Raw genomic sequence first — 21,547 nt, forward strand, 5'->3', positions numbered from 1 at the left:
CGGCTGCGGGCGGACGGCGGCGGGTGTCTCGCCGCCAAGGGCGAGTTCACCGAGCTCACCGTCTCGGCCCCCGGCGACTACCGGATCAGCTCGGAGTACGGTCCTTCACCGGAGCCGGGAAGCCGCTGCTGAGTTTCGCGGCCCGGGTGGTCACCGGCTTGGCGCGCGGGCCCTGGAAGAGGTACGTCAGCCCGAAGCCGGCGACCACGACGGCGGCGCCGCCTACCGCGTCCAGCACCCAGTGGTTGCCGGTGACGACGATCGCGCTGACCGTGAGGAGCGGGTGCAGCAGGCCGAGGGGCTTCATCCACCACCTGGGCGCGAGGATCAGGATGACGAGGCCGCACCACAGGGACCAGCCGAAGTGCAGGGACGGCATCGCCGCGTACTGGTTGGTGAGCTCGGTCAGGGTGCCGTAGTCGGGCTGGGTGAAGTCCTGCGGGCCGTGGACGGTGTCGATGAAGCCGAGGCCGGGCATCAGCCGGGGCGGGGCGAGCGGGTAGAGCCAGAAGCCGACCAGGGCGAAGACGGTGGCGAGGCCGATCGCGGTGCGAGCCCAGCGGTAGTCGACGGGGCGGCGCCAGTACAGGACGGCGAGTATCGCCAGCGGGACACCGAAGTGGAACGACTCGTAGTAGAAGTCGAAGAAGCCCCGCAGCCAGTCGACCTTCACCACGGCGTGATTCGCCCAGTACTCGATGTCGATGTTCAGGGCGCGCTCGATGGAGTGGACCTCCTCGCCGTGCTCCTCGGCGGCGACCCGGCCGGCCGAGTTGGAGCCGCCGGCCGCGGCGAGGCGGATCTGGGCGTACGCGTAGTAGGTGACCCGGATCAGCAGGAGTTCGAAGAGCAGGTTGGGGCGGGAGACGACCCGGCGCAGGAACCGCACCAGCGGGATGTGCCGGAAGCGGGACGGGACCTTGTCGGCGTACTGGGTCGGGACCGGCGTCTGCCAGTACGGCGAGGTGCGCGACAGGAACGGTACGACGGCGGCCGTGGCGATGGCGGCCAGGAGCACCAGGTCGGCCCGGAGCGGATGGAGGAGCACCTTGTCCGGCACCATCATCCTGGCGGGCAGCGTCATCACCAGCACGATCGCGACCGGCCACACATACCGGTCGGAGGCCCGTCTGCCGACCTGGCCGACGACCGCGAGCAGCACCCACAGCAGCTGGTGCTGCCAGGCGGTGGGGGACACGACGATCGCCGCGCAGCCGGTGATCGCGACGGCGAGGAGCAACTGTCCGTCATGGGCGTAGCGCACGGCACGGCGCACCGCGAGGACGGCGACTGCGGCGCCGAGGAACAGGAAGAGGGCGATCTCCAGCGGGCCGGTCAGCCCGAGCCTCAGCAGGGCACCGTGCAGGGACTGGTTGGCGAGGTCGTCGGCGCGTCCGCCGAGGCCGACGCCCGCCATGTGGTGCACCCAGTAGGTGTACGAGTCGCTCGGCATCGCCACCCACGCGACGGCCGTGCCCGCGGCGAACGCGGCGCCCGTGGACAGCGCGGCCCGGCGGCGGCCGGTGAACCACAGCAGCGGGATGAGCAGCAGCAGGGTCGGCTGGAGCGCGGCCGCGAGGCCGATGAGGACACCGCTGGCGCGTTCGCCGCGCACGGCGAAGCAGCCGAGCAGGACGAGCAGGACCGGGAGGATGCTGGTCTGGCCGAGGTAGAGGGCGTTGCGCACCGGCAGCGACAGCATGAGCAGGCTGATGGCGACCGGCGCGGCGAGCAGGGAGGCGCGCCGGCTGACCGGCTGCGGCAGGGCGCGGGCGGCGACCAGGCCGAGGGCGACGACGAGCAGCAGGGTGCCGAAGGTCCAGCCCCAGCCGAGGGCCTGCTCGGCGGCCCGGGTCAGCGGTTTGAGGACGAGTCCGCCGAACGGGGTACCGGTGAACTCCGTCGAGTCGTACAGCGAACCCTTCACATGCAGGACGCCGTCCGGCCCGACCCAGGTCTCCAGATCCGTCAGCCGCTCCCCGCGCGGCGTACTGAGGACGACGGCCACCTGCCGTACGGCGAGGATCGCGGCGACGAGCCACAGGCCGAGCCGTGCCATGCGCAGGCGTGCCTGGACCGCGCCGACGGCCGTCGCTCCGAGCGCCTCCGCCGGTCGCCCACCGTGCTCCGCATTCGCCACGCCTCGTCGGCCTCCCGCCCCGCTCGTCCCACAGGTCCCATAGGTCCCACGCGTCAGGAATCACCACGAACTCTATGCGGCTCGCACCGCCCCCGAGAGAGACGCAGGCAACCTCCGCTTCACCTGATGTCCGCTCTCCTTTTGTCCGAATGACGATAGTGGGCCCCGGGTTCGCCCGCCTCCGCTGGGGGCGGTATCGATCACATCGCGCCGCTCCGGCCACGGAGCCGGATCATCCGCCGTACCGTCTGAAGCGCTGGCGCCGCACGGCGGAGGGGCTCGCGGGGGTGGAGGGGCTGCGCGCGATGGCGGACTTACTTCGGACGGGTATCCGGAGCCGGGCGCTTACCGTCGTCCTGGCGCTGCTCGCCCTCCAGTTCGGCCAGCTCGCGGCGCCCGCGTGGGCGTGCGGCTGCGGGGCCGTGGTGCCCGGCGACGCGCGGCGGGTGGCGGTCGCGCGTGAGGAGTCCGTCGTGCGCTGGGACGGGACGCGGGAGCAGATCGTGCTGCGTCTGACCGTCGACGGTGACGCCGACCGGGTCGCCTGGATCATGCCGGTGCCGCGGCGGGCCACGGTCCGCCTGGGCGACCCCGGCCTCTTCGACGAACTGCACAAGGTCACCGCCCCCGTGCACCGCACCCGGTTCCACTTCTGGCCCGAGGACGGCGACTGGCCCCTGGTCTCCGGCGACGGCACCGCGGGCGCCCCTCCCCGGCTGCCGTCCGGCGCCGGCGCCCCGGTGGGCGTGGTCGGCCGGCAACGCCTCGGCCCCTTCGAGGTGGCTCGGCTGACGGCGACCGACCCCGGCGCCCTGGACGGCTGGCTGGACAGCAACGGCTTCGCCCTGCCGGCCCGACTGACCGGGGCCCTGCGGCCCTACGTCGAGCGGCGCTGGGAGTACGTGGCCGTGAAGCTGACCCCGCGGACCGCCGGCACCGCCCTGACCGGCGCGCTGGACCCCCTGCACCTCACCTTCCGCGCGGACGAGCCGGTCTACCCGATGCGCCTGTCACGGCTGGCCGGCTCGCCCCAGTCCCTGGGCCTGTACGTCCTCGCCGCGCACCGCATGGAACCGGCGTCCCGGATCGGCGGCGAACGCCCGCGCGTCACCTACGCCGGACGGGTGCCGACGGGGACCGGCCCGCTGGCCCAGCTGGCGGCGGGGGCGCCGTTCCTGACCGCGATCGGCCAGGAGTTCCCGTACCCCGAGCGGATCTCGGGCGACCACGAGTTGCTCCGCGCGCCGGCCGACGACAGCTTCCAGCAGGTGATCCACGAGGACCGGCTGCGTACGGTGGCCGGATTCCCGGCCTGGCTGCTGACGATGACCGCGGGACTCGTCGCGGCGGCGGCGACCGCGGCGGCGTTCGCCGTACGACGCACCCGGCGCCGCACCTCCGAGCCGCCCCCGCCCCCGGCCCCGCCCCCGGCGCAGCCGCCTGCGCGGATCGGCTGAAACCACCATCCTGGAAATCCCGGCGGGGCACGGACCGCGCGACTATATTCCTTAGATCATCTAGTTAGCGCTTCTAACTAACCTATGGAGGCAAGGCGATGAGCGAGTCTCAGCTCTGGGACGACGTCGACGAGTACTTCTCCGCCCACCTCTCACCCGACGACGAGACCCTCCGGGCGGCCCTGCGCGACAGTGAAGCGGCCGGCCTGCCGAGCATCAACGTCACCGCGCCCCAGGGCAAGCTCCTGAAGCTCCTCGCCGAGATCCAGGGCGCCCGCAACATCCTCGAGATCGGCACGCTCGCCGGCTACAGCACCATCTGGCTGGCCCGCGCGCTGCCCGCCGACGGCCGGCTGATCTCGCTGGAGTACAGCGCCAAGAACGCCGAGGTCGCCACCCGCAACATCGCGCGTGCGGGCCTGGACAAGATCGTGGAGGTACGGGTCGGCCCGGCCCTGGAGTCGCTGCCCAAGCTGGCCGACGAGAACCCGGCCCCCTTCGACCTGGTCTTCATCGACGCCGACAAGGCCAACAACCCGCACTACATCGAGTGGGCGGTCAGGCTCACGAGCACGGGCAGCCTGATCGTCCTCGACAACGTGGTGCGCGGCGGCCGGGTGATCGACGCGGAGACCGACGCGCCGGACGTCAGGGGCACCCGCACCGCCATCGAACTGATCGGCAGCCACCCGAGGTTGAGCGGCACGGCGGTCCAGACCGTCGGCAGCAAGGGCTACGACGGTTTCGCCCTGGCGCGCGTACTCGCCTGAGGCGAGGGGGCTCAAGCCTCGTGGTAGAAGCCGACGTTGACGCTGCGGGGGGCGGTGCGGTCGTGGATGACGATCTCGCCGCTGCCGCCCCTCGGCAGTGGCACGGTCCCGCCGTAGCCGATCGGCTGGGCGTACTCGCCCACGGTGAGCCGCACCTCGGAGGACGGGTCGGGCTGCGAACCGCGCAGCCAGGTCACCTGCCAGCCGCCGTCGGGCCCGCACAGGAACTCCAGATGCACCCGCGAGACGAACAGCCAGTCGTCCGGCGTCGACAGCCGGCACACCGCCTTGTCGCGGCCCACCCGCAGCACGGAGCCCGGCTCGCTGGGCGCGTCGGCCATGAGCATGCCGGCCGTGGCACCCTCGTCCGCCGCGGACACGGCGGCCATGGTGAGTTCGAGCACGAGCGCCCCTCCTGAAACGTCCTTGTACGACGGCCGTTCTGGCTGCCGACGCCGCATGATAAATCGCCCGGCACCGCCGCGTCCGGCACAATGAACTCATGACCGAGCGAAAGCCCCCCGGTGTCCCGTTCGAGTCCTGGGTCGACAAGCAGATCCACGATGCGCAGGTGCGCGGCGACTTCGACAGACTGCCCGGCACCGGCGAACCGCTGCCGAACGACCTGGAAGCCCCGTACGACGAACTGTGGTGGGTCAAACGCAAGATGGCCCGCGAGGGCCTGTCGGTCCTGCCCCCGGGCCTGGCCCTGCGCAAGGAGGCGGAGGACGCGCTGACGGCGGCCTACGCGGCACCGACGGAGCGGGCGGTCCGGAAGATCATCACGGACGTCAACGCCAAGATCCGCGACATGCTGCTCAAGCCACCGCCCGGCCCTCCCCTGGGCCGCAGGCCCTACGACGTGGAAGAGGTCGTAGGGCAGTGGCGGGAGCGCCGGACGATGGCCGGGTCAGGTGTGCCTGATGGGTCGGACGGGTCACGTGGTTCGCGTGCGTCAGATGTGTAGGAGCCGTTCCGCCAGCTCGCGGTAGTCACGCAGGGCGAGCCGGAGCTGCTCGGTGTCGGCGCTGTCGTCGGTTTCCTGCCAGGACATGCGCAGGGTGCGGCGGCGCTCGCCGATGGTTTCGGTGAACCGGCCCACGAGGGCCTCGACCACGTGATCCGCCTCCTCGACGGCGGCCCGAGGACCGTCGACGAATCCGGAGACCGCGTGCTGGAGCCTGAGCTCGAACTTGTCGGACTCGTCGTTCGGGACGAGCGGAACGGCCCCGCGCCCGCTCTCCGTGGTGGTTCCGCCCGGCTTCGTGACGCGCGAGGGCGTGCCGGCTTGGACCGCACCGGCCGTGGGCGCGACCGTGGGTCGGCTCTCGGCCGGGTCGTGGCCGGTTCCCCGGCCGGTCGTGGCGTCGGTCATGTCACTCAACTCCCCTTCGCGTGACGTCCCGTGAACGACCACGGCACATGGCCGCCGGTGTTCCTCCGGGCTTCGTGGGACTCGCGGTGTCGCTCGACCGGGCCCGCCAGCAGGTCGTCGAACAGCGCCCGGCCCTCGATCATGGCCTCGCGCATCTCCTCCGTACCCGACCCGCCGTCCGGTCCGCCACCGACCCGCGCATGGGCGGCGCGGTGCACCTGGCGGTAGCCCTGCACATGCCTCGCGTGGTGCACGGACAGCGCGGAGAGCTGTTCCTCGTACTGAGCGCCCTCCGGGAACCCCCGTGCCCGCGCCAGGTCCGCGAGCAGCCGGTCCGCCTCGGCCACGGCCTCCTTCGGCGAGTCGACGAAGCGCTCCTGGGCCGCCGTCCAGCGGGCCTCGAACCGCTCGACCTCGGTCGGCTCCAAGGACCGCTCGCGCAGCCCGCCGTGCCGCTCCACCCGCTGGGCGAGTTCACGTTCGGCGGCCTTGGCGTCCCCGTCGTGCCGGGCCACGGTCCGCTCGTACTCGGGCCCGAAGCGCCGCCTCAGACCCCGACTGCCCTGCGCACCCCGAGTGCGCAGGGCCATGACGGTCGCGCCGAACACGACGACGACCGCCGCAATCACGATCAGAATGATCACGCTTGTGGACATGTGTGCCGGGTTGCCCGGAAGGGATACCTCAAACGGCCGCCGACGGCGTGTCGATTCGGCGGTTCCCCGATCGACGTCAGAGTGAAAGCACCTGAACTCGCACGCCGCACACGAAAGGAATCACAGCCATGTCACTGGTCCGGGTCCACAACTTCACCATCTCCCTCGACGGCTTCGGCACCGGCGAGGGCCTGAGCCTCGACGCTCCCTTCGGCCACGCCGGCGAACGGCTGCACGAGTGGATGTTCGCCACGCGCTGGTGGCACGAGCGGGCCGGCGACCCCGGCGGCAACGGCGGCGTCGACGACGCCTTCGCACGGCAGTTCATGCCCGGCATCGGCGCCGAGATCATGGGCTCCGGAAAGTTCGGCTACCCCGACTGGCACGAGAACCCCGACTGGAAGGGCTGGTGGGGCCCCAACCCGCCCTTCCACACCCCGACGTTCATCGCCACCCACCACCCGCGCCCGTCGATCGAGATGGAGGGCGGCACGACGTTCCACTTCCTGGACGCCTCCCCCACCGAAGTCCTCGCGGCGGCCCGCAAGGCGGCAGGCGACCAGGACGTACGCATCGGCGGCGGGGTGACGCTCCTCCGCGACTTCCTCTCCGCGAGGCTCATCGACCACATGCACGTCGCGGTGGCCCCCCTCCTCCTGGGCCGAGGCCAACGCCTCTGGGACGGCCTGGAGGGCATCGAACAGGACTACCGGATCGAGGCGGTCTCGTCGCCGAGCGGAGTAACCCACCTGACGTTCACCCGCGCGGACGTCAACGGCTGAGAGCGGCCAGCAGGCCGAGTGCGGGCCCGTGGTGGCTGATCGCGCAGTTCCCCGCGCCCCCAAAAACAAGAAGGGGGCTGCAGCAGCGCCCGCCGGCGTTACGCAAGCCCCCACCCAACCCGCGCAGGCCGCCGCGGGCATCACCGCGCACCCCCCGCGGCACGCGGCTGCTCCCGATCGGACCCGCACAACTCCTCATTCAGCTCCTTCACCAACTGCACAAGATCAGTCGGCCGAGAAGGCCCCCACCAGTCCCCCAGCAACTCCGCCAACGACTCCTCCCGAACCCGAGCCAGCCGCTCCGCGACCTCCCTCCCCTCATCGGTCAGCACAAGATCGAGCCCCTCCCGCACAGCCAACCGCCGCCCCTCCACCTCCCGAGCGGCATCAAGAATCACCGGCAACGGCACCGAACTCCGCTCCGCCAGCACCCCCGGCTCCACCCACCCGTACCGCTTGGTCCGCAGCAGCAGCCAACTGGCCGCGGGCAACAGGTCGTACCCCGCCCGCTCGGTGATCGTCCGGTACACCTCCCGCCGCCCCTCCCGCGTCCCGAGCACCGACAACGCCCGGCACACCTCGTCGTACGACGACCGCTCGACCGGATTGCTCGCCAACGTCTCGGTGACATCGGGCGCCGTGACGGACCCCCGCAGCTTGTCCTCCCGCAGGAACCAGGCCAGCACGAACCCGACCAGCGCGACAGGCGCGGCGTACAGGAACACGTCCGTGATCGAGGACGCGTACGCCTCCAACGCCTCCGGCCGCAGCCCCGCCGGCAGTTCCGAGATGTGCCGGGGATCCGCCTCCAGCCCCTCCAACGAGACACCGTCCGGCAACCGAACCCCCCGAAACGCCTCCACCAGCTTGTCGTCCAGCCGAGCCGCGAAGACCGTGCCGAAGATCGCGACCCCGAACGAGGCCCCGATCGACCGGAAGAACGTCGCACCGGAGGTCGCGACGCCGAGATCCTCGTACGACACGGCGTTCTGCACGATCAGCACCAGCACCTGCATCACCAGCCCGAGCCCCAGCCCGAACACGAAGAAGAACAGGCTCATCTCCCAGGTGGAGCTGTCCACATCGAGCTGATGCAGCAACAGCAGCCCCAGGGCGGTCACCCCGGTCCCGGCGATGGGAAACACCTTCCAACGACCGGTCCTGCTCACGATCTGCCCGGACCCGGTCGACGACAGCAGCATGCCCACCACCATCGGCAGCATGTGCACCCCGGACATGGTCGGACTGACTCCCTGCACGACCTGGAGAAACGTCGGCAGATACGTCATCGCCCCGAACATGGCGAACCCGACGATGAAGCTGATGACCGCGGACAGCGCGAACGTCCGCACCCGGAACAGCTTGAGCGGCAGCACGGGCTCGACAGCCGTCCGCTCCACGACGACGAACACTATGGCGAGCACGACCCCGAGCAGCGCCAGCCCGACGATCTCCACCGACCCCCAGCCCCAGGTCGTACCGCCGAGAGACGCCACCAGCACCAGACATGTGGCGACGGACGCGATGAGGAACGTACCGACGTAGTCGATGACATGCCGCGTCGACTTGCGCGGAATCCGCAGCACGGTGGCGATGACGGCGAGCGCGACCACCCCGACCGGCAGATTGACGTAGAACACCCACCGCCAGCTCAGATGCTCGGTGAACACCCCGCCCAGCAGCGGCCCCAGCACGCTGCTCGCCCCGAACACCGCCCCGAACAGCCCCTGATACCGCCCTCGCTCCCGCGGCGGCACGATGTCGCCCACGATCGCCATGGACAGCACGATCAGCCCACCGCCCCCGACCCCCTGGACGGCCCGGAACGCGATGAGCTGAGCCATGTCCTGCGCCATGCCGCACAACGCGGAACCGATGAGAAAGATCACGATCGCGATCTGGAAGAGCCGCTTGCGCCCGTACTGGTCACCGAGCTTGCCCCACAGCGGAGTAGCGGCCGTGGACGCCAGCAGATACGCCGTCACGACCCAGGACAGATGCTCCAGCCCACCGAGGTCACTGACGATGGTGGGCAGCGCGGTGGACACGATCGTCTGGTCGAGCGCGGCGAGCAGCATCCCGAGGAGCAGCGCGCCGATGGAGACGAGGACGTTGCCGGGCACGTTCTCGTGCGCCCCGGCTCGCCGCTCCGGGGGCCGCGCGTCACGCACATTTCCCGTCGTACCGTGCGCATCCCCGGTCATGAAGACCTCCCGAAGGTCTCGTTTCATCCTCCATCGTGATCGCTATGTCGAGTTATGGCCTGTTGAGTCCCTTTGGAAGGGGCCCTTCCGGGGGCTTGCGAAGACGGCGTGAGGAACGTCTGCATAATCTGGGGAGTTCGCGAGGGAGGGACGGACGCGTGACAGAGCCGAGGGGAGCCGAGGGGGCGAAGGGTCCGCGGGACCCGGACCGCCCGGATGCCCGCCTTTGCCCGGAGTGCGGAGCACCGAGGGCGGCCGACAACACCCCGTCGTGCGGCTGCGGCCCGCGTGTGTCCGAGGCCCTGAGAGACGCCCGTACGGCGCAGGCTGCCGCGGCGGAGGACTTCGATCCGCTGCGCATACGGCCATACGTGGAACTTGAGCGCGACAGCGGCGCCGAGACGATGCAGCTGCGGCCGATAGAACCCCCGCGGCCGGCACCGCCGCCACCCGCCAGCGAACCGGCCGCGACGCTCCCGACCCCGTTGGCGTCCGCGGCCACGCCACCGAGCGCACAGGACCTGAGCCTGTTCGAGCCGGCGGCACCGACGGACGCGGCGCATGACGCCACGGACGGCCGGGACGCCCAGGACGGCCGGGACGAGATACGGAGCGCGGCCCCCCGGCACCGCCGCACGGTCCTGTTGGGTGTGGGCGGAGCCGTGGTGGCCGTGATGACCGCGGCCGGCCTGGCGAGCGGCGTGTTCACCTACGAGGCGCCGACCCGGAAGACAGCGCTCCCGGACGACGTACGGGCGAGCGTCCCGGCCCCGGCGACGAGCGAGACGTCGGAGGCGGCCTCGCCGACCGCGACGACGGCACCGTCGACGCCGCCCCCGGCCTCCGCGTCACCCTCCCAGAGCCCGACCGCCTCGCCGTCCCCGTCCCGATCGACGGCGTCCCCGACCGCGTCCCCGTCGGCAGAACCGACGACCACCCCCTCGGCTACGGAGGCGACCGACTCCCAGGCCGACGATTCCACCCCCGTGCGCGAGCCCGTACCCCCGACCCTCAGCCGGGGCGACCGGGGCCCCGAGGTCACCGAACTGGAACTCCGCCTGACCCAACTCGGCCTGTACACCCGGCAGGCGAAGGGCAACTACAACGAGGGCGTCGAGGAGGCCGTGGCCCGGTACCAGTGGGCGCGAGGGGTCCAGGCGGAGGACTACGGGGTGTACGACCTGGAGACCAGGGAGAAGCTGGAGTCGGAGACGACCGAGCCGTGACGCTGCCGCTGTGGGTGCCGGTTCGCCTAACGGGTCGGGGGGTTCGGTTCGAGGGCGGCTGCGGGTGGGTGGGGGTTGCTCGCGCAGTTGCCCGCGCCCCTTGAGGGCGTGCGCTGGACGTACCTATAGGGGCGCGGGGAACTGCGCGATCAGTCCCAGACAACCCGCAGCCGCCTCCGAACCGAACCCCCCGAGCTCTCAGGCGACAACCACCCGAATCTCCCCACCCGCCGCAGCCTCGACCCCTACCTGCCGCAAGTCCGCCACACACACGTCCGGCCCATGGAAAGCAGCCCTCGGCCCCACGCCCACCACCCGCATCCCCGCGGAGCGCCCCGCCTCGATACCGGCCGCGGAGTCCTCGAACACCACGCAGTCCGCCGGCGCGACCCCCAGTTCGGCGGCGCCCTTCAGAAAGCCCTCGGGGTCGGGCTTGCTCGCGCCCACCGACTCGGCGGTCACCCGCACCTGCGGCAGCGCCAGCCCGGCGGCGGCCATCCGCGCCGTGGACAGCGCGACGTCGGCCGAGGTCACCAGTGCGTGCGGCAGCCCGCGCAGCGAGGCCAGAAACTCCGGCGCCCCGGGAATCGGTACGACGCCGTCCACGTCCGCCGTCTCCTCGGCGAGCATGCGCGCGTTGTCCGCGTGGTTCTGCTCCATCGGCCGGTCGGGCAGCAGCAGGGCCATCGAGGCGTACCCCTGCCGCCCGTGCACGACCTTCATCACCTCGTCCCCGTCCAGCCCGTGCCGCTCGGCCCAGCGACGCCAGATCCGCTCGACGGCGGCGTCGGAGTTGACGAGCGTGCCGTCCATGTCGAGCAGGAGGGCACGGGCGGTGAGCACAGTGGGGACGTTGGGGACGGTCGTGGCCGTCATCGGCAGCTCCAAGGCGCGGTGAGAAAGGCTGGCCCCCCGAGGACAAAGCGGGCCCGCCCGCCGGTCAGGGAAAACGGGCGGAGCCACTTTGTTTCTCTACGGTACAAAACGTGGGCCGGTTCCCGCCACCGGCTTCGAGAAGGGTTCACCGACCGTTCAGCTCACCCGGTCACGGCTTCCCACAGGCTCCACACCCCGAGCCCCAGCATCAGCACCGCCGCGACCTTGGTGATCACCGCCAGCGGAATCCGCTTCATCAGCGCCTTCCCGCCGACGATCCCGATCGCCGCCACGCTCCACAGCGCCAGCACCGCACCGATGCCGACCGACAGCGGATCGTCGTAGCGCGCCGCGAGATTCGCCGTCATGATCTGCGTCAGATCGCCGAACTCGGCGATCAGGATGAGCATGAACCCGGCCCCGGAGACCTTCCAGAAGGTCTGGTTCTCCGGCTTGCGGATCTCCTCCTCGTCCTCGTCCTTCTTCATCAGCAGCACGGCCGCGCCACCGAGGAAGAGCACACCGGTGAGCGCCTGCACGATCTGCTGCGGCAGCAGGGTGAGCACACTGCCTGCCGCCACGGCCAGCGCGACATGCACCGCGAAGGCGGCGGCGACGCCGGCGAAGACGTACGAGGCGCGATAGCGCGTACCGAGAACCAGCCCGGCGAGGGCGGTCTTGTCGGGCAGTTCGGCGAGGAAGACGACGCCGAACACGACGGCCGTCACGGTGAAGCTGATCAAGGTTCCTCAATCGGTCGGGCTGCCCCACCGAGAGCACTGTCACTGCGCTGCGACACCTCGGCACGGCAGCACACTCGGCACCCGTGTCGTACGACACAGGCGTGCGCTGCTTGCCGAAGGTCTCGCTGGCCGACCTCGTGAACGAGGTCCGCCTCCGGGCGCCGGCTCAGACGAGCTGAGCAGTATGTCGACGGTCCGGCGAAGAGCTACTCCCCTTCTGCGCCGTCCATCGTACGTGATGCCGTCGAACGACCGGCCGGCCGATACGCAGGAAGAAAGCCACGCACTCAACCTTGTCGTGTCATGCACACGTCACTAGTTTCTCACCGTACGTACATCTCCCCGCAACACGGCACCGCGAGCATTCCCTCGCTCGCACGCCAACACCCCCACCTCCCAAGGGAGTTAGCATGTCGAAGTTCTACGCGCGTCGACGGGTCAGCATACTCGCGGCCCTCAGCGGCCTCATAGCCTCCGTCGCGCTGTTCAACGCCCCGACCGCCTCCGCCGCGCTCCCCACGCCCGTCAGCGGCGCCACCGCCCGCACCTACCTCGCCTCGCTCACCGTGGCGACCGAGGACCGCACCGGCTACAGCCGCGACCTCTTCCCGCACTGGATCACCCAGTCCGGCACCTGCAACACCCGCGAGGTCGTCCTCAAGCGCGACGGCACGAACGTCGTCCAGGACTCCTCCTGCGCCGCCACCAGCGGCAGCTGGTTCTCCCCGTACGACGGCGCCACCTGGACCGTCGCCTCCGACCTCGACATCGACCACCTCGTCCCGCTGGCCGAGGCCTGGGACTCCGGGGCCGACAGCTGGACCACCTCGCGCCGCCAGTCCTTCGCCAACGACCTGACCCGCCCGCAGCTGATCGCCGTCACGGACAACGTGAACCAGGCCAAGGGCGACCAGGACCCGGCCACCTGGATGCCGTCGGTCAGCTCGTACCGCTGCACCTACGTCCGTGCCTGGGTCCAGGTGAAGTACTACTACGGCCTCTCGGTCGACTCGGCGGAGAAGTCCGCCCTCACGAACTACCTCGCCAACTGCTGACAACCGCCTGACGCGGTACCGCCGGAGTTCGGCAAACCGTGATCTGCGGAACCTCCCCGTTCCCCTCCGTCGTTCCGTACCGTACGGGGCGACGGAGGAGGGCGATGACGTGGCGGAACTGCGCCTGGGTCCACTGCTGAGATACGTCGACGGCTCGGCCGCGACCGTGTGGGTCGAGGCGAGCCGCCCGTGCGCCGCCGAGGTGCGCGGCGCGGACGGCTCCGGTGGCGAGGCCCGTACCTTCCAGATCGCCGGGCACCACTACGCCCTGGTGCCGGTGACCGGTCTCACTGCGGGGACGACGACGCCGTACGAGGTCCTCCTCGACGGCACGCGCGTGTGGCCGCTGCCCGATGCCGCGTTCCCGCCCTCGGTCATCCGCACCCCCGCCGACGGCGACCCCGTCCGTCTCGCCTTCGGTTCCTGCCGCTGGGCCGCGCCGCCCGCCGACGAGAAGGACCCGGTGGGACCCGACGCGCTGGACACCCTCGCCGCCCGGATCGCGGCCGACCCCGGCGGCGAACGCCCCGACGTGCTGGTGCTGCTGGGCGACCAGGTGTACGCCGACGAGACCTCCAAGGCGACCCGGCGCTGGCTGGCCGCCCGGCGCGATCTGAACGAGCCGCCGGGCGACGAGGTCGCGGACTACGAGGAGTACACCCGCCTCTACTACGAGTCCTGGCTCGACCCCGAGGTGCGCTGGCTGCTGTCCACCGTGCCCAGCTGCATGATCTTCGACGACCATGACGTCATCGACGACTGGAACACCTCCGCCGCCTGGCTCGCCGACATGCGGGCCACGCCCTGGTGGCGGGAGCGGCTGCTGAGCGGGCTGATGTCGTACTGGGTGCACCAGCATCTCGGCAATCTGTCGCCGGCCGAGCTGGCCGCCGACCCGCTCTACGCCGCCGTACGCGAAACCCCCGACGGCACCGACGAGTTGCGCTCCTTCGCGTGCAAGGCGGACACCGACCCCGCCTCGGTCCGCTGGAGCTACCGGCGCGACTTCGGGCGCGTACGGCTGCTGATGGTGGACACGCGGGCGGCCCGGGTGCTCGACGAGGGCGCGCGCTCCATGCTCGACCCGGGTGCGGCGCGGTGGCTGCGCGAGCAGGCGCTCGACGCCCCCGGCTCCTACGACCACCTCCTCATCGGTACGTCCCTGCCCTGGCTGCTGCCGCACCTGGTGCACGACGCCGAGGCGTGGAACGCCGCGCTGTGCCGGGGCGAGCGCGGGGAGCGCTGGGCGCGGATCGGGGAGGATCTGCGGCGACGGGCCGATCTGGAGCACTGGGCGGCGTTCCCGGCGTCCTTCGACGCGCTGGCGGCGCTGATCGCCGAGGCCGGATCGGGGGCGGAGGCGCCGGCGACGGTGTGCGTGCTGTCGGGGGACGTGCATCACGCGTACGTGGCCGAGCCGACCTGGCCGGACGGCGAGGGGCCCGACGCCCGGGTCTTCCAGCTGACCTGTTCACCCGTCCACAACGCCATCCACATGGCGGTCCGGCTCGGCTTCCGCTTCGGCTGGAGCGGAGCGGCACGCCGGCTGGGCCGCCGGTTCGCCGGGCACGGGTCCTGTCCGCGGCCGCCGATCGACTGGCGCCGGACGGGCGGCCCGTGGTTCGGCAACCAGCTCATGACCCTGACCCTGAGCGGCCGCTCGGCCCAACTGCGGCTGGAGCAGGCGCGGGCAGTGGGCGGGACCGGGGCCGGGGCCGGGGCACGGCTGCGGACGGTCGCGGAGTCCGAGCTGACACCGACCCCCTAGCCGTAGGGTCGGGTCGCGTGCGGTCGCGAAGTCCGAACTCGCCCTGCAATCGCCCGCTTCCGACCGCTTGTGGCCCCCGTGGCATGTGATGCTCGTGATGCATCCCACACTCGCTCACCCCGGGGCTCGGTTCGCCCCGCTCCCGACGGCATGATGAGCCGGACCGTCCGCTTCCGCCTGACGGTTCGCTCCAATGCGCCCCACACGCCCGGGAGTCACCCCTTTGACCGCATCGACCTCCGCACCGATCCAGGACTCCCCCACGGCGACCCCGGACTCCCACACGGTCTCCGTCGCCCTGGTCGGCGCCGGCCCCCGCGGCACCAGCGTCCTGGAACGCCTCTGCGCCTCCGCCGCCGAACTCCTCCCGCCCGGCGCGCGCCTCACGGTCCATGTGGTCGACCCGGCGCCGCCCGGTCCCGGGCGCGTATGGCGCACCGCGCAGTCGCCCGAGCTGCTGATGAACACGGTGTCCTCGCAGGTCACCCTGTTCACCGACGACAGCGTGGACTGCTCGGGCCCGATCCGGCCCGGCCCCAGCCTCCACGACTGGGCGGGGGGCGCGCTGGGCCCGGACGAGTACCCGACCCGCGCCGACTACGGCCGCTATCTGGAGTGGGTGTTCGCGAAGGTCGTGCGCGAGGCGCCGCCCGCGATACACGTCGAGACGTATGCCGCCCGCGCCGTACGGCTCGATGACATGCCCGACGGCCGCCAGGTCCTCACCCTCGACGACGGCCGCGTCCTGCCCGCCCTGTCCGCCGTGGTGCTGGCGCAGGGACATCTGCCGACGGCCGCCGACACGGCTCAGCGCCACCTGGCCTCGTACGCCGAACGCCACGGTCTGCGCCACATCGCGCCCGCGAACCCGGCCGACGTCGACCTGTCCGCCATACCCCCGGGCGAACCGGTGCTGTTGCGCGGCCTGGGCCTCAACTTCTTCGACCACATGGCCCTGTTCACCACGGGCCGCGGTGGCCGCTTCGTGCGGGACTCCGAGGGACTGCCACCGCGCTACCTCCCTTCCGGCAACGAGCCGCGTCTGTACGCCGGTTCGCGGCGCGGCATCCCGTACCAGGCACGCGGCGACAACGCGAAGGGGCCGTACGGCCGCCATCTCCCGCTCGTGCTGACCCCGGAGGTGATCGCCGGTTTCCGCAAGCGCGCGGACTCCGGTGAGGCTCCGGACTTCCTCGCGGAGATATGGCCGCTGGTGGCGAAGGAGGTGGAGACGGTGTACTGCGCGGCGCTGCTACCGGGGGCCCGGCGGCCGGAGTTCATCGAGCGCTTCCTCGCCGTCCCGCACCGCGACCCCCAGGAGCCGCGCCTGCTCGACGAGTTCGGCATCGCCGAGCGGGAGCGCTGGAGCTGGGACCGGATCTCCCGGCCGTACGCGGGACGTGACTTCGCCGGTCCCGGGCAGTGGCGCGACTGGCTGCTGACGTATCTGCGCGAGGACGCCGCGCAGGCCGCCCGGGGCAATGTGCACGGCCCGCTGAAGTCGGCCCTCGACGTGCTGCGCGACCTGCGTAACGAACTGCGCCTGATCGTCGACCACGGCGGCCTGACCGGCGCTTCCCGCCGGGACCACCTGGACCGCTGGTACACCCCGCTCAACGCCTTCCTCTCCATCGGCCCGCCCCGCCGGCGCGTCGAGGAACTGGTGGCACTGATGGAGGCCGGCGTGCTGGAGGTCCTCGGGCCACGGCTCAACGTGCGGGAGGAGGCGGGGGCGTGGGTGGCGCACTCCCCCGACGTCCCGGGCTCGGCGGTCCGGGCGACGACCCTGATCGAAGCGCGCCTGCCCGAGCCCGAGTTGCGCCGCACCGGGGACGAACTGCTGGCCAGGCTGCTGAAGACGGGGCAGTGCCGGCCGCACACCATCGACGGTTACGAGACCGGAGGGCTGGACGTAACACAGCGGCCGTACCGTCTGATCGACCGTCAGGGGCGGGCGCACGCCCGGCGGTTCGCGTTCGGGGTGCCCACGGAAGGGGTGCACTGGGTGACGGCGGCGGGGGCCCGGCCGGGTGTGGATTCGGTCACTCTTTCGGATGCGGACGCGGTGGCCAGGGCGGCACTACGTGCCGTTGCTCCCGGGACGGAGGGGAATACCGAGGCGCAAGTGTGGCCAGATGTTGAACTTGCAAGCATCGATTAGCGTTGCCTAACGTGGGGCCACCGTTCACTTTCCGTCCCCAGGCCGCTGCCCACCGGCACCGGCCGCACCAGACCGAGGGAGCCCCCCACATGACCGGACGCCTCAACAGCGCCCAGCCGTATGCCATCGGCCTGTTCCGCATCGTCGTCGGACTGCTCTTCGCCTGCCACGGCGCCAACTCGCTCTTCGGCACCTTCGGCGGCGAGACCCCGGACGTCGGCACCTGGCCCGGCTGGTACGCCGCGGTGATCGAACTCGTCGGCGGCAGCCTGGTCCTGCTCGGCCTCGGCACCCGTGCCGCGGCGTTCATCTCCTCCGGCGCCATGGCGTACGCGTACTTCAAGGTCCACCAGCCGCAGGCGCTGTGGCCCATCGAGAACAGCGGCGAAGGCGCCGCCATGTACTGCTGGGCCATGTTCCTGCTGATCTTCACCGGCTCCGGAGCGTTCGGGCTGGACCGGCTGTTCGCCAGGCGCACCGGCACGCAGAGCACCACGGCGGCCGACCAGACGCCGGTCGCGGCCTGACGGCTCCGGCCGCCGACCCCGGCCCCGTACGACGGCGCCCGTATCCGCGAGGCTCACGCGGTGCGGGCGCCGTTCGTCCCCGGACCCCTCTGATCGCGCCCACGACCGCCGGGTGAACATGTTGTGCCGATCACACGGGCCCCCGGCGAACCTGCTGTCACACCCCGGGCGTACGCTGTATGGCTGTTACAGGCCGCCCCTGCCACTTCCCCCGGGACGTCGCGGCACGGTCTGACCACGGGGGAAAACGGGGAGTTTGCGGTGCTCGAGGGGATCGAGGACGTGGGGTCGCTGACAGCGGGCCCATGGATCTATGTGGTGGTCGCGCTGTCGGTACTGCTGGACGTGTTCGTACCGGTGCTGCCCAGCGGCGTCCTGGTGATCACGGCCGCCACGGCGGCGGCCGCGGGCTCGGGTGCCGCGACCGGACAGGTTCCGGGCGAGGTCCCGGACATCCTGGCCCTGACGCTCTGCGCCGCGACGGCCTCCGTCCTGGGCGACCTGGTCGCCTACCGCCTCGCCTGGCGCGGCGGCGCCCGACTGGACCGCGCCATCGCCCGCTCCCGCCGCCTCACCTCGGCGCAGGAACGTCTCGGCACGGCCCTGGCCCGGGGCGGCGGCGCCCTGGTGGTGCTGGCCCGCTTCGCCCCAGCGGGCCGCTCGGTGGTCTCCCTGAGCGCAGGCGCCACCCACCGCAGCGCCCGCGACTTCCTCCCCTGGTCCGCCCTGGCGGGCCTCGCCTGGGCCGTCTACAGCGTGGCCCTCGGCTATTTCGGCGCCCAGTGGCTGGGGGCGACATGGCTGGCGACGGCGGTGTCGGTGGCGGCGCTGTTCGCGGCGGGGGCGGTGGCGACGTACCTGGTGCGGCGGAAGCCGGCGTAGGGGGACGGCACGGCCTGGCAGGGTACGACGCGGAAGTCGTACGACGCGTCGGGTGTACGGCCCATAAGCCGCACGACGGCGGGCGCGCCGACATGGCGTACGCCCGGCCGAAGCCGTTGGCCGTACGCTCACCCGCCCCGTTCCCGCTCCCGCTTCTGCTTCTGCTTCTGCTTCTGCTTCTGCCCGCGCTACCCGGCCTTGCGCGCCGGCGCGGTGGCCCCTCGTACCTCCAGGCCGTCGAGCAGCTCGGCCGTGGCCTCGGCGATCGCGTCCACGGCGCGGTCGAAGACCTCCTGGTTGTGCGCGGCCGGGGCCCGGAAGCCGGAGACCTTGCGCACAAACTGCAGGGCGGCGGCGCGGATCTCCTCCTCCGTGGCCTCTTCGGGCAAAGCGGGCGGACGAAGCGTCTTGATACTGCGGCACATGCCCAACAGTCTCCCTCGGGGAGGGCCCCTCTGCCATGATCGAGTCCGAGGCGGCCACCGTCGAGGGGCGGGGTCGACCGACGAGGAGGAGTACATCGCATGACGGCGAACGACGAACTCACCGTGGCGGTACTGGGCCCGGGCGGCATAGGCGGCCTGCTCGCGGCGCTGCTGTCCCGGTCCGGCCACCGCGTCATCTGCCTGGCCGGCGACGAGACGGCGAAGACTCTGCGGACCAGCGGAATCCGCGTCCGCAGCGGCCTGTTCGGGGACTTCACGGCCCCCGTCGAGGCGGACACCGAGCTCCGCGAACCGGTCGACGCCTGTCTGATCGCGGTCAAGGCCACCGCGCTCGACGCGGCCCTGACCCGCGTCCCGCCCCACGCGCTGGGCGACGGACTGGTCGTACCGTTCCTGAACGGCGTGGAACACCCTGAGCTGCTCCGCAGCCGGTACCGCCCGGACCGGGTGGCCCCCGCCGCCATCCGCGCGGAGTCGACCCGCGTCGCCCCGGGAGAGATCGAGCACGGCACCCCCTTCGCCGAGATCGACCTCACCGGCGACCCGGTTCCCGACGATCGCCTGGACGCCCTGGCACAGGTCCTCGACGCGGCCGGCCCGACGACCCGGGTCCATGCCGACGAGGCGGCGACCCTCTGGGCGAAGTTGTCCCTGCTGGCACCCTTCGCCCTGCTCACCACCCGCTACGCCCTCCCCGTCGGCGAGGTACGCGCCCATCACCGCGAGGAGTTGCTGTCCCTCGTCGAGGAGGCGACGGCCGTCAGCGGCGCCTGCGGCGGTCCCGCGGATCCGGCCCTGGCCCTCGCCCGCTACGACGCCTTCCCGCCGACCACGAAGTCCTCGATGCAGCGCGACGCCGAGGCGGGCCGCCCGCTCGAACTGGACGCCATCGGCGGCGCGTTGCTGCGCGCGGCGCAGCGGCACGGGGTACCTGTGCCGGTGGCGACGCGCCTGGTGGCCGAGTTGAGGGCCGCGGGCCACTAGCCGCACGCGCTCCTCGAACCAGCCGGCCGGTCAGTCCCAGGAGTTGAAGAGCACGGCACCGACGGTCTCCGGCCGCCAGTACTCGATGTGCCGCCACTCCTCGGCGGACAGCGCTGAGGTGTCCACCGAGGAGAGCGGCGCCGCCAGCACGGATGTACTCAGGACGGTGAACCCGAAGTCGCCGAGGCCGGCGGCCCAGGTGGGGGGCTCCCGGAACTGGTCGGTGTACCAGTCGCGCAGCTCGTCCACGAAGGCGATCAGCGGGTAGTAGGCAAGCCCCGCTCCAGCAGAAAGCCGCCGCCCGAGCCGTCCATGCGCCCCTCCCTGCCCATCTCATCCGTGCCGATCATGCCCCCACACACTCGTTCGCATGAACCACCCAAAGGCACTCGCAACCCAAAATCGAACAGGCGTAGCATTGCGCCGTGGCTACGCCCTATGACTTTCCGAGTGACCTCCTCGCCGGTCAGGAGGAGCTGCATCAGGTCCGGGCCGAGCTGTCGGCCCTGCTGAAGCGTCTCCCCTGGTCGGTCGCACCCCTGGACGGCTTCAGCGACGACAACGGCTGGCGCAAGGTCGAGCGCCCCGCCTCCCCCGGCTGGACGGAGGACGAGCAGGCCGCGGTCGAGAAGCTCCGACGGCGCGAGCACGAACTCGCGGTCTTCGTCAGCGGCCACCGCTTCTGGTCGGAGATCGCCGCGGCGGAACGGATGGACGCCCGCATGAAGCTGAAGCACGCCCAGGGGGCGGAGAAGCAGAACTGAAACGCCGAAGGGCTCCGACCGCCTGATGCCCACCTGGCGGATCACGCCCCCACGCGGTGCCGTCCTCGGCCCGATCGCCGGGATCGTGTGGGCCGTGCACAGCGAACTCGGCGCCGCCGTACCGATGATGGCGGGTGGCTGACATGCGCGTCCGGGTCGCCGTCTGGACCGGCTCCAGTGCGATCAGCCGGGGGGGACCGCTGCTGTAACCGGTCCACACTTTCGTGCGCTGGCGCGGAGCCGCCGAACAGCCCGTAACGACCTGCACAGTTCCCATACGCGCACACCGGGCGTAGCAGTACGATCCGGGCCTCGCACAGCCCTGGGGGACACCATGCTCAAGACGTTCAAGAGATGGCACATCGTCACTGCCTCGCTCGTCCTCGCGGCCGGGCTGGCCGTGACCGGCTGGCTGATCGTCCGGCCTACGTACGACGAGACTGTGAAGGACTGCCAGGAGGCGCTGGCCGCACAGCCGAAGGCCGGCGGCAAGGGGAAGCCAAGCGCCTGTAACGACGTCAAGAAGGACGATTACGACGCGCTCGTGCTCAGCAACGTGATCGACGACCTCGGCTGGACGGACGACGAGGGCAACTTCGACAAGAACAAGATGCTTGACCTGCGTTCCACAGTTGAGCGGGGTTCTTGGGGGTGCGGTGAGGTATCGATGCAGGTCAGGCGGGTGTGCCTAGCGCGAAAGGCCGAAAACGCCTAGTGGCACGATATGGGCA

At 71.4% G+C, this 21,547-nt stretch carries 22 protein-coding genes; 13 read left to right on the top strand and 9 right to left on the bottom strand.

Features of this window, described 5'->3' with window-relative positions; translation table 11 throughout:
* Positions 1-85: 85 nt before the first annotated feature.
* Positions 86-2,140, bottom strand: a complete 2,055-nt coding sequence (locus tag ACZ7NC_RS25995; protein WP_471491670.1) for a bifunctional glycosyltransferase 87/phosphatase PAP2 family protein — start codon at positions 2,138-2,140, stop codon at positions 86-88.
* A 149-nt stretch (positions 2,141-2,289) separates the two neighbouring features.
* Between ACZ7NC_RS25995 and ACZ7NC_RS26000 the strand changes: the two genes are divergently transcribed.
* Both ACZ7NC_RS26000 and ACZ7NC_RS26005 read left to right on the top strand, forming a co-directional pair.
* The gene (locus ACZ7NC_RS26000; RefSeq protein ID WP_471491672.1) at positions 2,290-3,597 is read left to right on the top strand and encodes a DUF2330 domain-containing protein; all 1,308 of its coding nucleotides are present in this window, start codon (positions 2,290-2,292) and stop codon (positions 3,595-3,597) included.
* A gap of 98 nt (positions 3,598-3,695) precedes the next feature.
* Positions 3,696-4,367, top strand: coding sequence for an O-methyltransferase (locus ACZ7NC_RS26005; RefSeq protein ID WP_471491673.1), 672 nt, complete (start codon positions 3,696-3,698; stop codon positions 4,365-4,367).
* An 11-nt stretch (positions 4,368-4,378) separates the two neighbouring features.
* Here ACZ7NC_RS26005 and ACZ7NC_RS26010 read toward each other — a convergent pair whose 3' ends face one another.
* Positions 4,379-4,771: an FHA domain-containing protein gene (locus tag ACZ7NC_RS26010; RefSeq protein WP_471491675.1), complete on the bottom strand. Its 393-nt coding sequence runs from the start codon at positions 4,769-4,771 to the stop codon at positions 4,379-4,381.
* A 98-nt stretch (positions 4,772-4,869) separates the two neighbouring features.
* On the opposite strand from ACZ7NC_RS26010, the gene ACZ7NC_RS26015 reads away from it, so the two are divergent.
* Positions 4,870-5,334, top strand: coding sequence for a DnaJ family domain-containing protein (locus ACZ7NC_RS26015; protein ID WP_471491676.1), 465 nt, complete (start codon positions 4,870-4,872; stop codon positions 5,332-5,334).
* On the opposite strand, the gene ACZ7NC_RS26020 is transcribed toward ACZ7NC_RS26015, so the two are convergent.
* Together ACZ7NC_RS26020 and ACZ7NC_RS26025 are read right to left on the bottom strand one after the other, a co-directional pair.
* A complete protein-coding gene (locus ACZ7NC_RS26020) occupies positions 5,323-5,742 on the bottom strand; it encodes a hypothetical protein (protein ID WP_471491677.1) in 420 nt (139 codons plus the stop codon). The genes ACZ7NC_RS26015 and ACZ7NC_RS26020 overlap by 12 nt on opposite strands.
* 5 nt (positions 5,743-5,747) lie before the next feature.
* Complete coding sequence (locus ACZ7NC_RS26025) at positions 5,748-6,398, bottom strand: hypothetical protein (RefSeq protein WP_471491678.1); 651 nt, start codon at positions 6,396-6,398, stop codon at positions 5,748-5,750.
* A 128-nt stretch (positions 6,399-6,526) separates the two neighbouring features.
* Between ACZ7NC_RS26025 and ACZ7NC_RS26030 the strand changes: the two genes are divergently transcribed.
* Positions 6,527-7,180 (top strand): dihydrofolate reductase family protein, encoded by a 654-nt coding sequence (locus ACZ7NC_RS26030; protein ID WP_471491679.1) that lies wholly within the window; start codon positions 6,527-6,529, stop codon positions 7,178-7,180.
* A 140-nt stretch (positions 7,181-7,320) separates the two neighbouring features.
* On the opposite strand, the gene ACZ7NC_RS26035 is transcribed toward ACZ7NC_RS26030, so the two are convergent.
* Positions 7,321-9,384: an MDR family MFS transporter gene (locus ACZ7NC_RS26035; RefSeq protein WP_471491681.1), complete on the bottom strand. Its 2,064-nt coding sequence runs from the start codon at positions 9,382-9,384 to the stop codon at positions 7,321-7,323.
* 158 nt (positions 9,385-9,542) lie between these two features.
* On the opposite strand from ACZ7NC_RS26035, the gene ACZ7NC_RS26040 reads away from it, so the two are divergent.
* Complete coding sequence (locus tag ACZ7NC_RS26040; RefSeq protein ID WP_471491682.1) at positions 9,543-10,610, top strand: peptidoglycan-binding domain-containing protein; 1,068 nt, start codon at positions 9,543-9,545, stop codon at positions 10,608-10,610.
* Positions 10,611-10,808: 198 nt separating this feature from the next.
* Here the strand turns inward: ACZ7NC_RS26040 and ACZ7NC_RS26045 are convergent, their stop codons facing one another.
* Both ACZ7NC_RS26045 and ACZ7NC_RS26050 read right to left on the bottom strand, forming a co-directional pair.
* Positions 10,809-11,486: an HAD family hydrolase gene (locus ACZ7NC_RS26045; protein ID WP_471491683.1), complete on the bottom strand. Its 678-nt coding sequence runs from the start codon at positions 11,484-11,486 to the stop codon at positions 10,809-10,811.
* Positions 11,487-11,647: 161 nt separating this feature from the next.
* On the bottom strand, positions 11,648-12,229 hold the full coding sequence (locus tag ACZ7NC_RS26050; RefSeq protein ID WP_471491685.1) for a TMEM165/GDT1 family protein: 582 nt from the start codon (positions 12,227-12,229) through the stop codon (positions 11,648-11,650).
* Between the two features lie 410 nt (positions 12,230-12,639).
* On the opposite strand from ACZ7NC_RS26050, the gene ACZ7NC_RS26055 reads away from it, so the two are divergent.
* From ACZ7NC_RS26055 to ACZ7NC_RS26075, 5 genes are all read left to right on the top strand, one after another.
* Positions 12,640-13,284 carry an HNH endonuclease family protein gene (locus ACZ7NC_RS26055; RefSeq protein WP_471491687.1) on the top strand — a complete coding sequence of 215 codons (645 nt, stop codon included), beginning with the start codon at positions 12,640-12,642 and terminating at the stop codon, positions 13,282-13,284.
* Between the two features lie 109 nt (positions 13,285-13,393).
* Positions 13,394-15,052 (top strand): alkaline phosphatase D family protein, encoded by a 1,659-nt coding sequence (locus tag ACZ7NC_RS26060; RefSeq protein ID WP_471491689.1) that lies wholly within the window; start codon positions 13,394-13,396, stop codon positions 15,050-15,052.
* Positions 15,053-15,245: 193 nt separating this feature from the next.
* Positions 15,246-17,213: an FAD/NAD(P)-binding protein gene (locus tag ACZ7NC_RS26065; protein WP_471491691.1), complete on the top strand. Its 1,968-nt coding sequence runs from the start codon at positions 15,246-15,248 to the stop codon at positions 17,211-17,213.
* An 89-nt stretch (positions 17,214-17,302) separates the two neighbouring features.
* A complete protein-coding gene (locus ACZ7NC_RS26070) occupies positions 17,303-17,740 on the top strand; it encodes a DoxX family protein (protein WP_471491692.1) in 438 nt (145 codons plus the stop codon).
* Between the two features lie 261 nt (positions 17,741-18,001).
* Positions 18,002-18,622: a DedA family protein gene (locus tag ACZ7NC_RS26075; protein WP_471491695.1), complete on the top strand. Its 621-nt coding sequence runs from the start codon at positions 18,002-18,004 to the stop codon at positions 18,620-18,622.
* Positions 18,623-18,810: 188 nt separating this feature from the next.
* On the opposite strand, the gene ACZ7NC_RS26080 is transcribed toward ACZ7NC_RS26075, so the two are convergent.
* Entirely contained in the window at positions 18,811-19,047 is a 237-nt protein-coding gene (locus ACZ7NC_RS26080; protein WP_471491696.1) for a DUF2277 domain-containing protein, read from the bottom strand.
* Between the two features lie 99 nt (positions 19,048-19,146).
* On the opposite strand from ACZ7NC_RS26080, the gene ACZ7NC_RS26085 reads away from it, so the two are divergent.
* Positions 19,147-20,052 carry a ketopantoate reductase family protein gene (locus ACZ7NC_RS26085; protein ID WP_471491698.1) on the top strand — a complete coding sequence of 302 codons (906 nt, stop codon included), beginning with the start codon at positions 19,147-19,149 and terminating at the stop codon, positions 20,050-20,052.
* 30 nt (positions 20,053-20,082) lie between these two features.
* Here ACZ7NC_RS26085 and ACZ7NC_RS26090 read toward each other — a convergent pair whose 3' ends face one another.
* On the bottom strand, positions 20,083-20,301 hold the full coding sequence (locus ACZ7NC_RS26090; RefSeq protein WP_471491699.1) for a hypothetical protein: 219 nt from the start codon (positions 20,299-20,301) through the stop codon (positions 20,083-20,085).
* Between the two features lie 176 nt (positions 20,302-20,477).
* Here ACZ7NC_RS26090 and ACZ7NC_RS26095 point away from each other — a divergent pair, with 176 nt between their 5' ends.
* Both ACZ7NC_RS26095 and ACZ7NC_RS26100 read left to right on the top strand, forming a co-directional pair.
* The gene (locus ACZ7NC_RS26095) at positions 20,478-20,816 is read left to right on the top strand and encodes a hypothetical protein (RefSeq protein ID WP_471491701.1); all 339 of its coding nucleotides are present in this window, start codon (positions 20,478-20,480) and stop codon (positions 20,814-20,816) included.
* 334 nt (positions 20,817-21,150) lie between these two features.
* Positions 21,151-21,531: a hypothetical protein gene (locus tag ACZ7NC_RS26100; RefSeq protein WP_471491702.1), complete on the top strand. Its 381-nt coding sequence runs from the start codon at positions 21,151-21,153 to the stop codon at positions 21,529-21,531.
* Positions 21,532-21,547: the final 16 nt, after the last annotated feature.

This window comes from Streptomyces sp. NPDC111802 (genome assembly GCF_055634335.1).

Coding starts and splice junctions, on each gene's coding strand:
- ACZ7NC_RS26000 (WP_471491672.1), top strand. CDS start 2,290: ATGACGATAGTGGGCCCCGGGTTCGCCCGCCTCCGCTGGGGGCGGTAT.
- ACZ7NC_RS26005 (WP_471491673.1), top strand. CDS start 3,696: ATGAGCGAGTCTCAGCTCTGGGACGACGTCGACGAGTACTTCTCCGCC.
- ACZ7NC_RS26015 (WP_471491676.1), top strand. CDS start 4,870: ATGACCGAGCGAAAGCCCCCCGGTGTCCCGTTCGAGTCCTGGGTCGAC.
- ACZ7NC_RS26020 (WP_471491677.1), bottom strand. CDS start 5,742: ATGACCGACGCCACGACCGGCCGGGGAACCGGCCACGACCCGGCCGAG.
- ACZ7NC_RS26025 (WP_471491678.1), bottom strand. CDS start 6,398: ATGTCCACAAGCGTGATCATTCTGATCGTGATTGCGGCGGTCGTCGTC.
- ACZ7NC_RS26030 (WP_471491679.1), top strand. CDS start 6,527: ATGTCACTGGTCCGGGTCCACAACTTCACCATCTCCCTCGACGGCTTC.
- ACZ7NC_RS26035 (WP_471491681.1), bottom strand. CDS start 9,384: ATGACCGGGGATGCGCACGGTACGACGGGAAATGTGCGTGACGCGCGG.
- ACZ7NC_RS26045 (WP_471491683.1), bottom strand. CDS start 11,486: ATGACGGCCACGACCGTCCCCAACGTCCCCACTGTGCTCACCGCCCGT.
- ACZ7NC_RS26055 (WP_471491687.1), top strand. CDS start 12,640: ATGTCGAAGTTCTACGCGCGTCGACGGGTCAGCATACTCGCGGCCCTC.
- ACZ7NC_RS26065 (WP_471491691.1), top strand. CDS start 15,246: ATGCGCCCCACACGCCCGGGAGTCACCCCTTTGACCGCATCGACCTCC.
- ACZ7NC_RS26070 (WP_471491692.1), top strand. CDS start 17,303: ATGACCGGACGCCTCAACAGCGCCCAGCCGTATGCCATCGGCCTGTTC.
- ACZ7NC_RS26080 (WP_471491696.1), bottom strand. CDS start 19,047: ATGTGCCGCAGTATCAAGACGCTTCGTCCGCCCGCTTTGCCCGAAGAG.
- ACZ7NC_RS26085 (WP_471491698.1), top strand. CDS start 19,147: ATGACGGCGAACGACGAACTCACCGTGGCGGTACTGGGCCCGGGCGGC.
- ACZ7NC_RS26100 (WP_471491702.1), top strand. CDS start 21,151: ATGCTCAAGACGTTCAAGAGATGGCACATCGTCACTGCCTCGCTCGTC.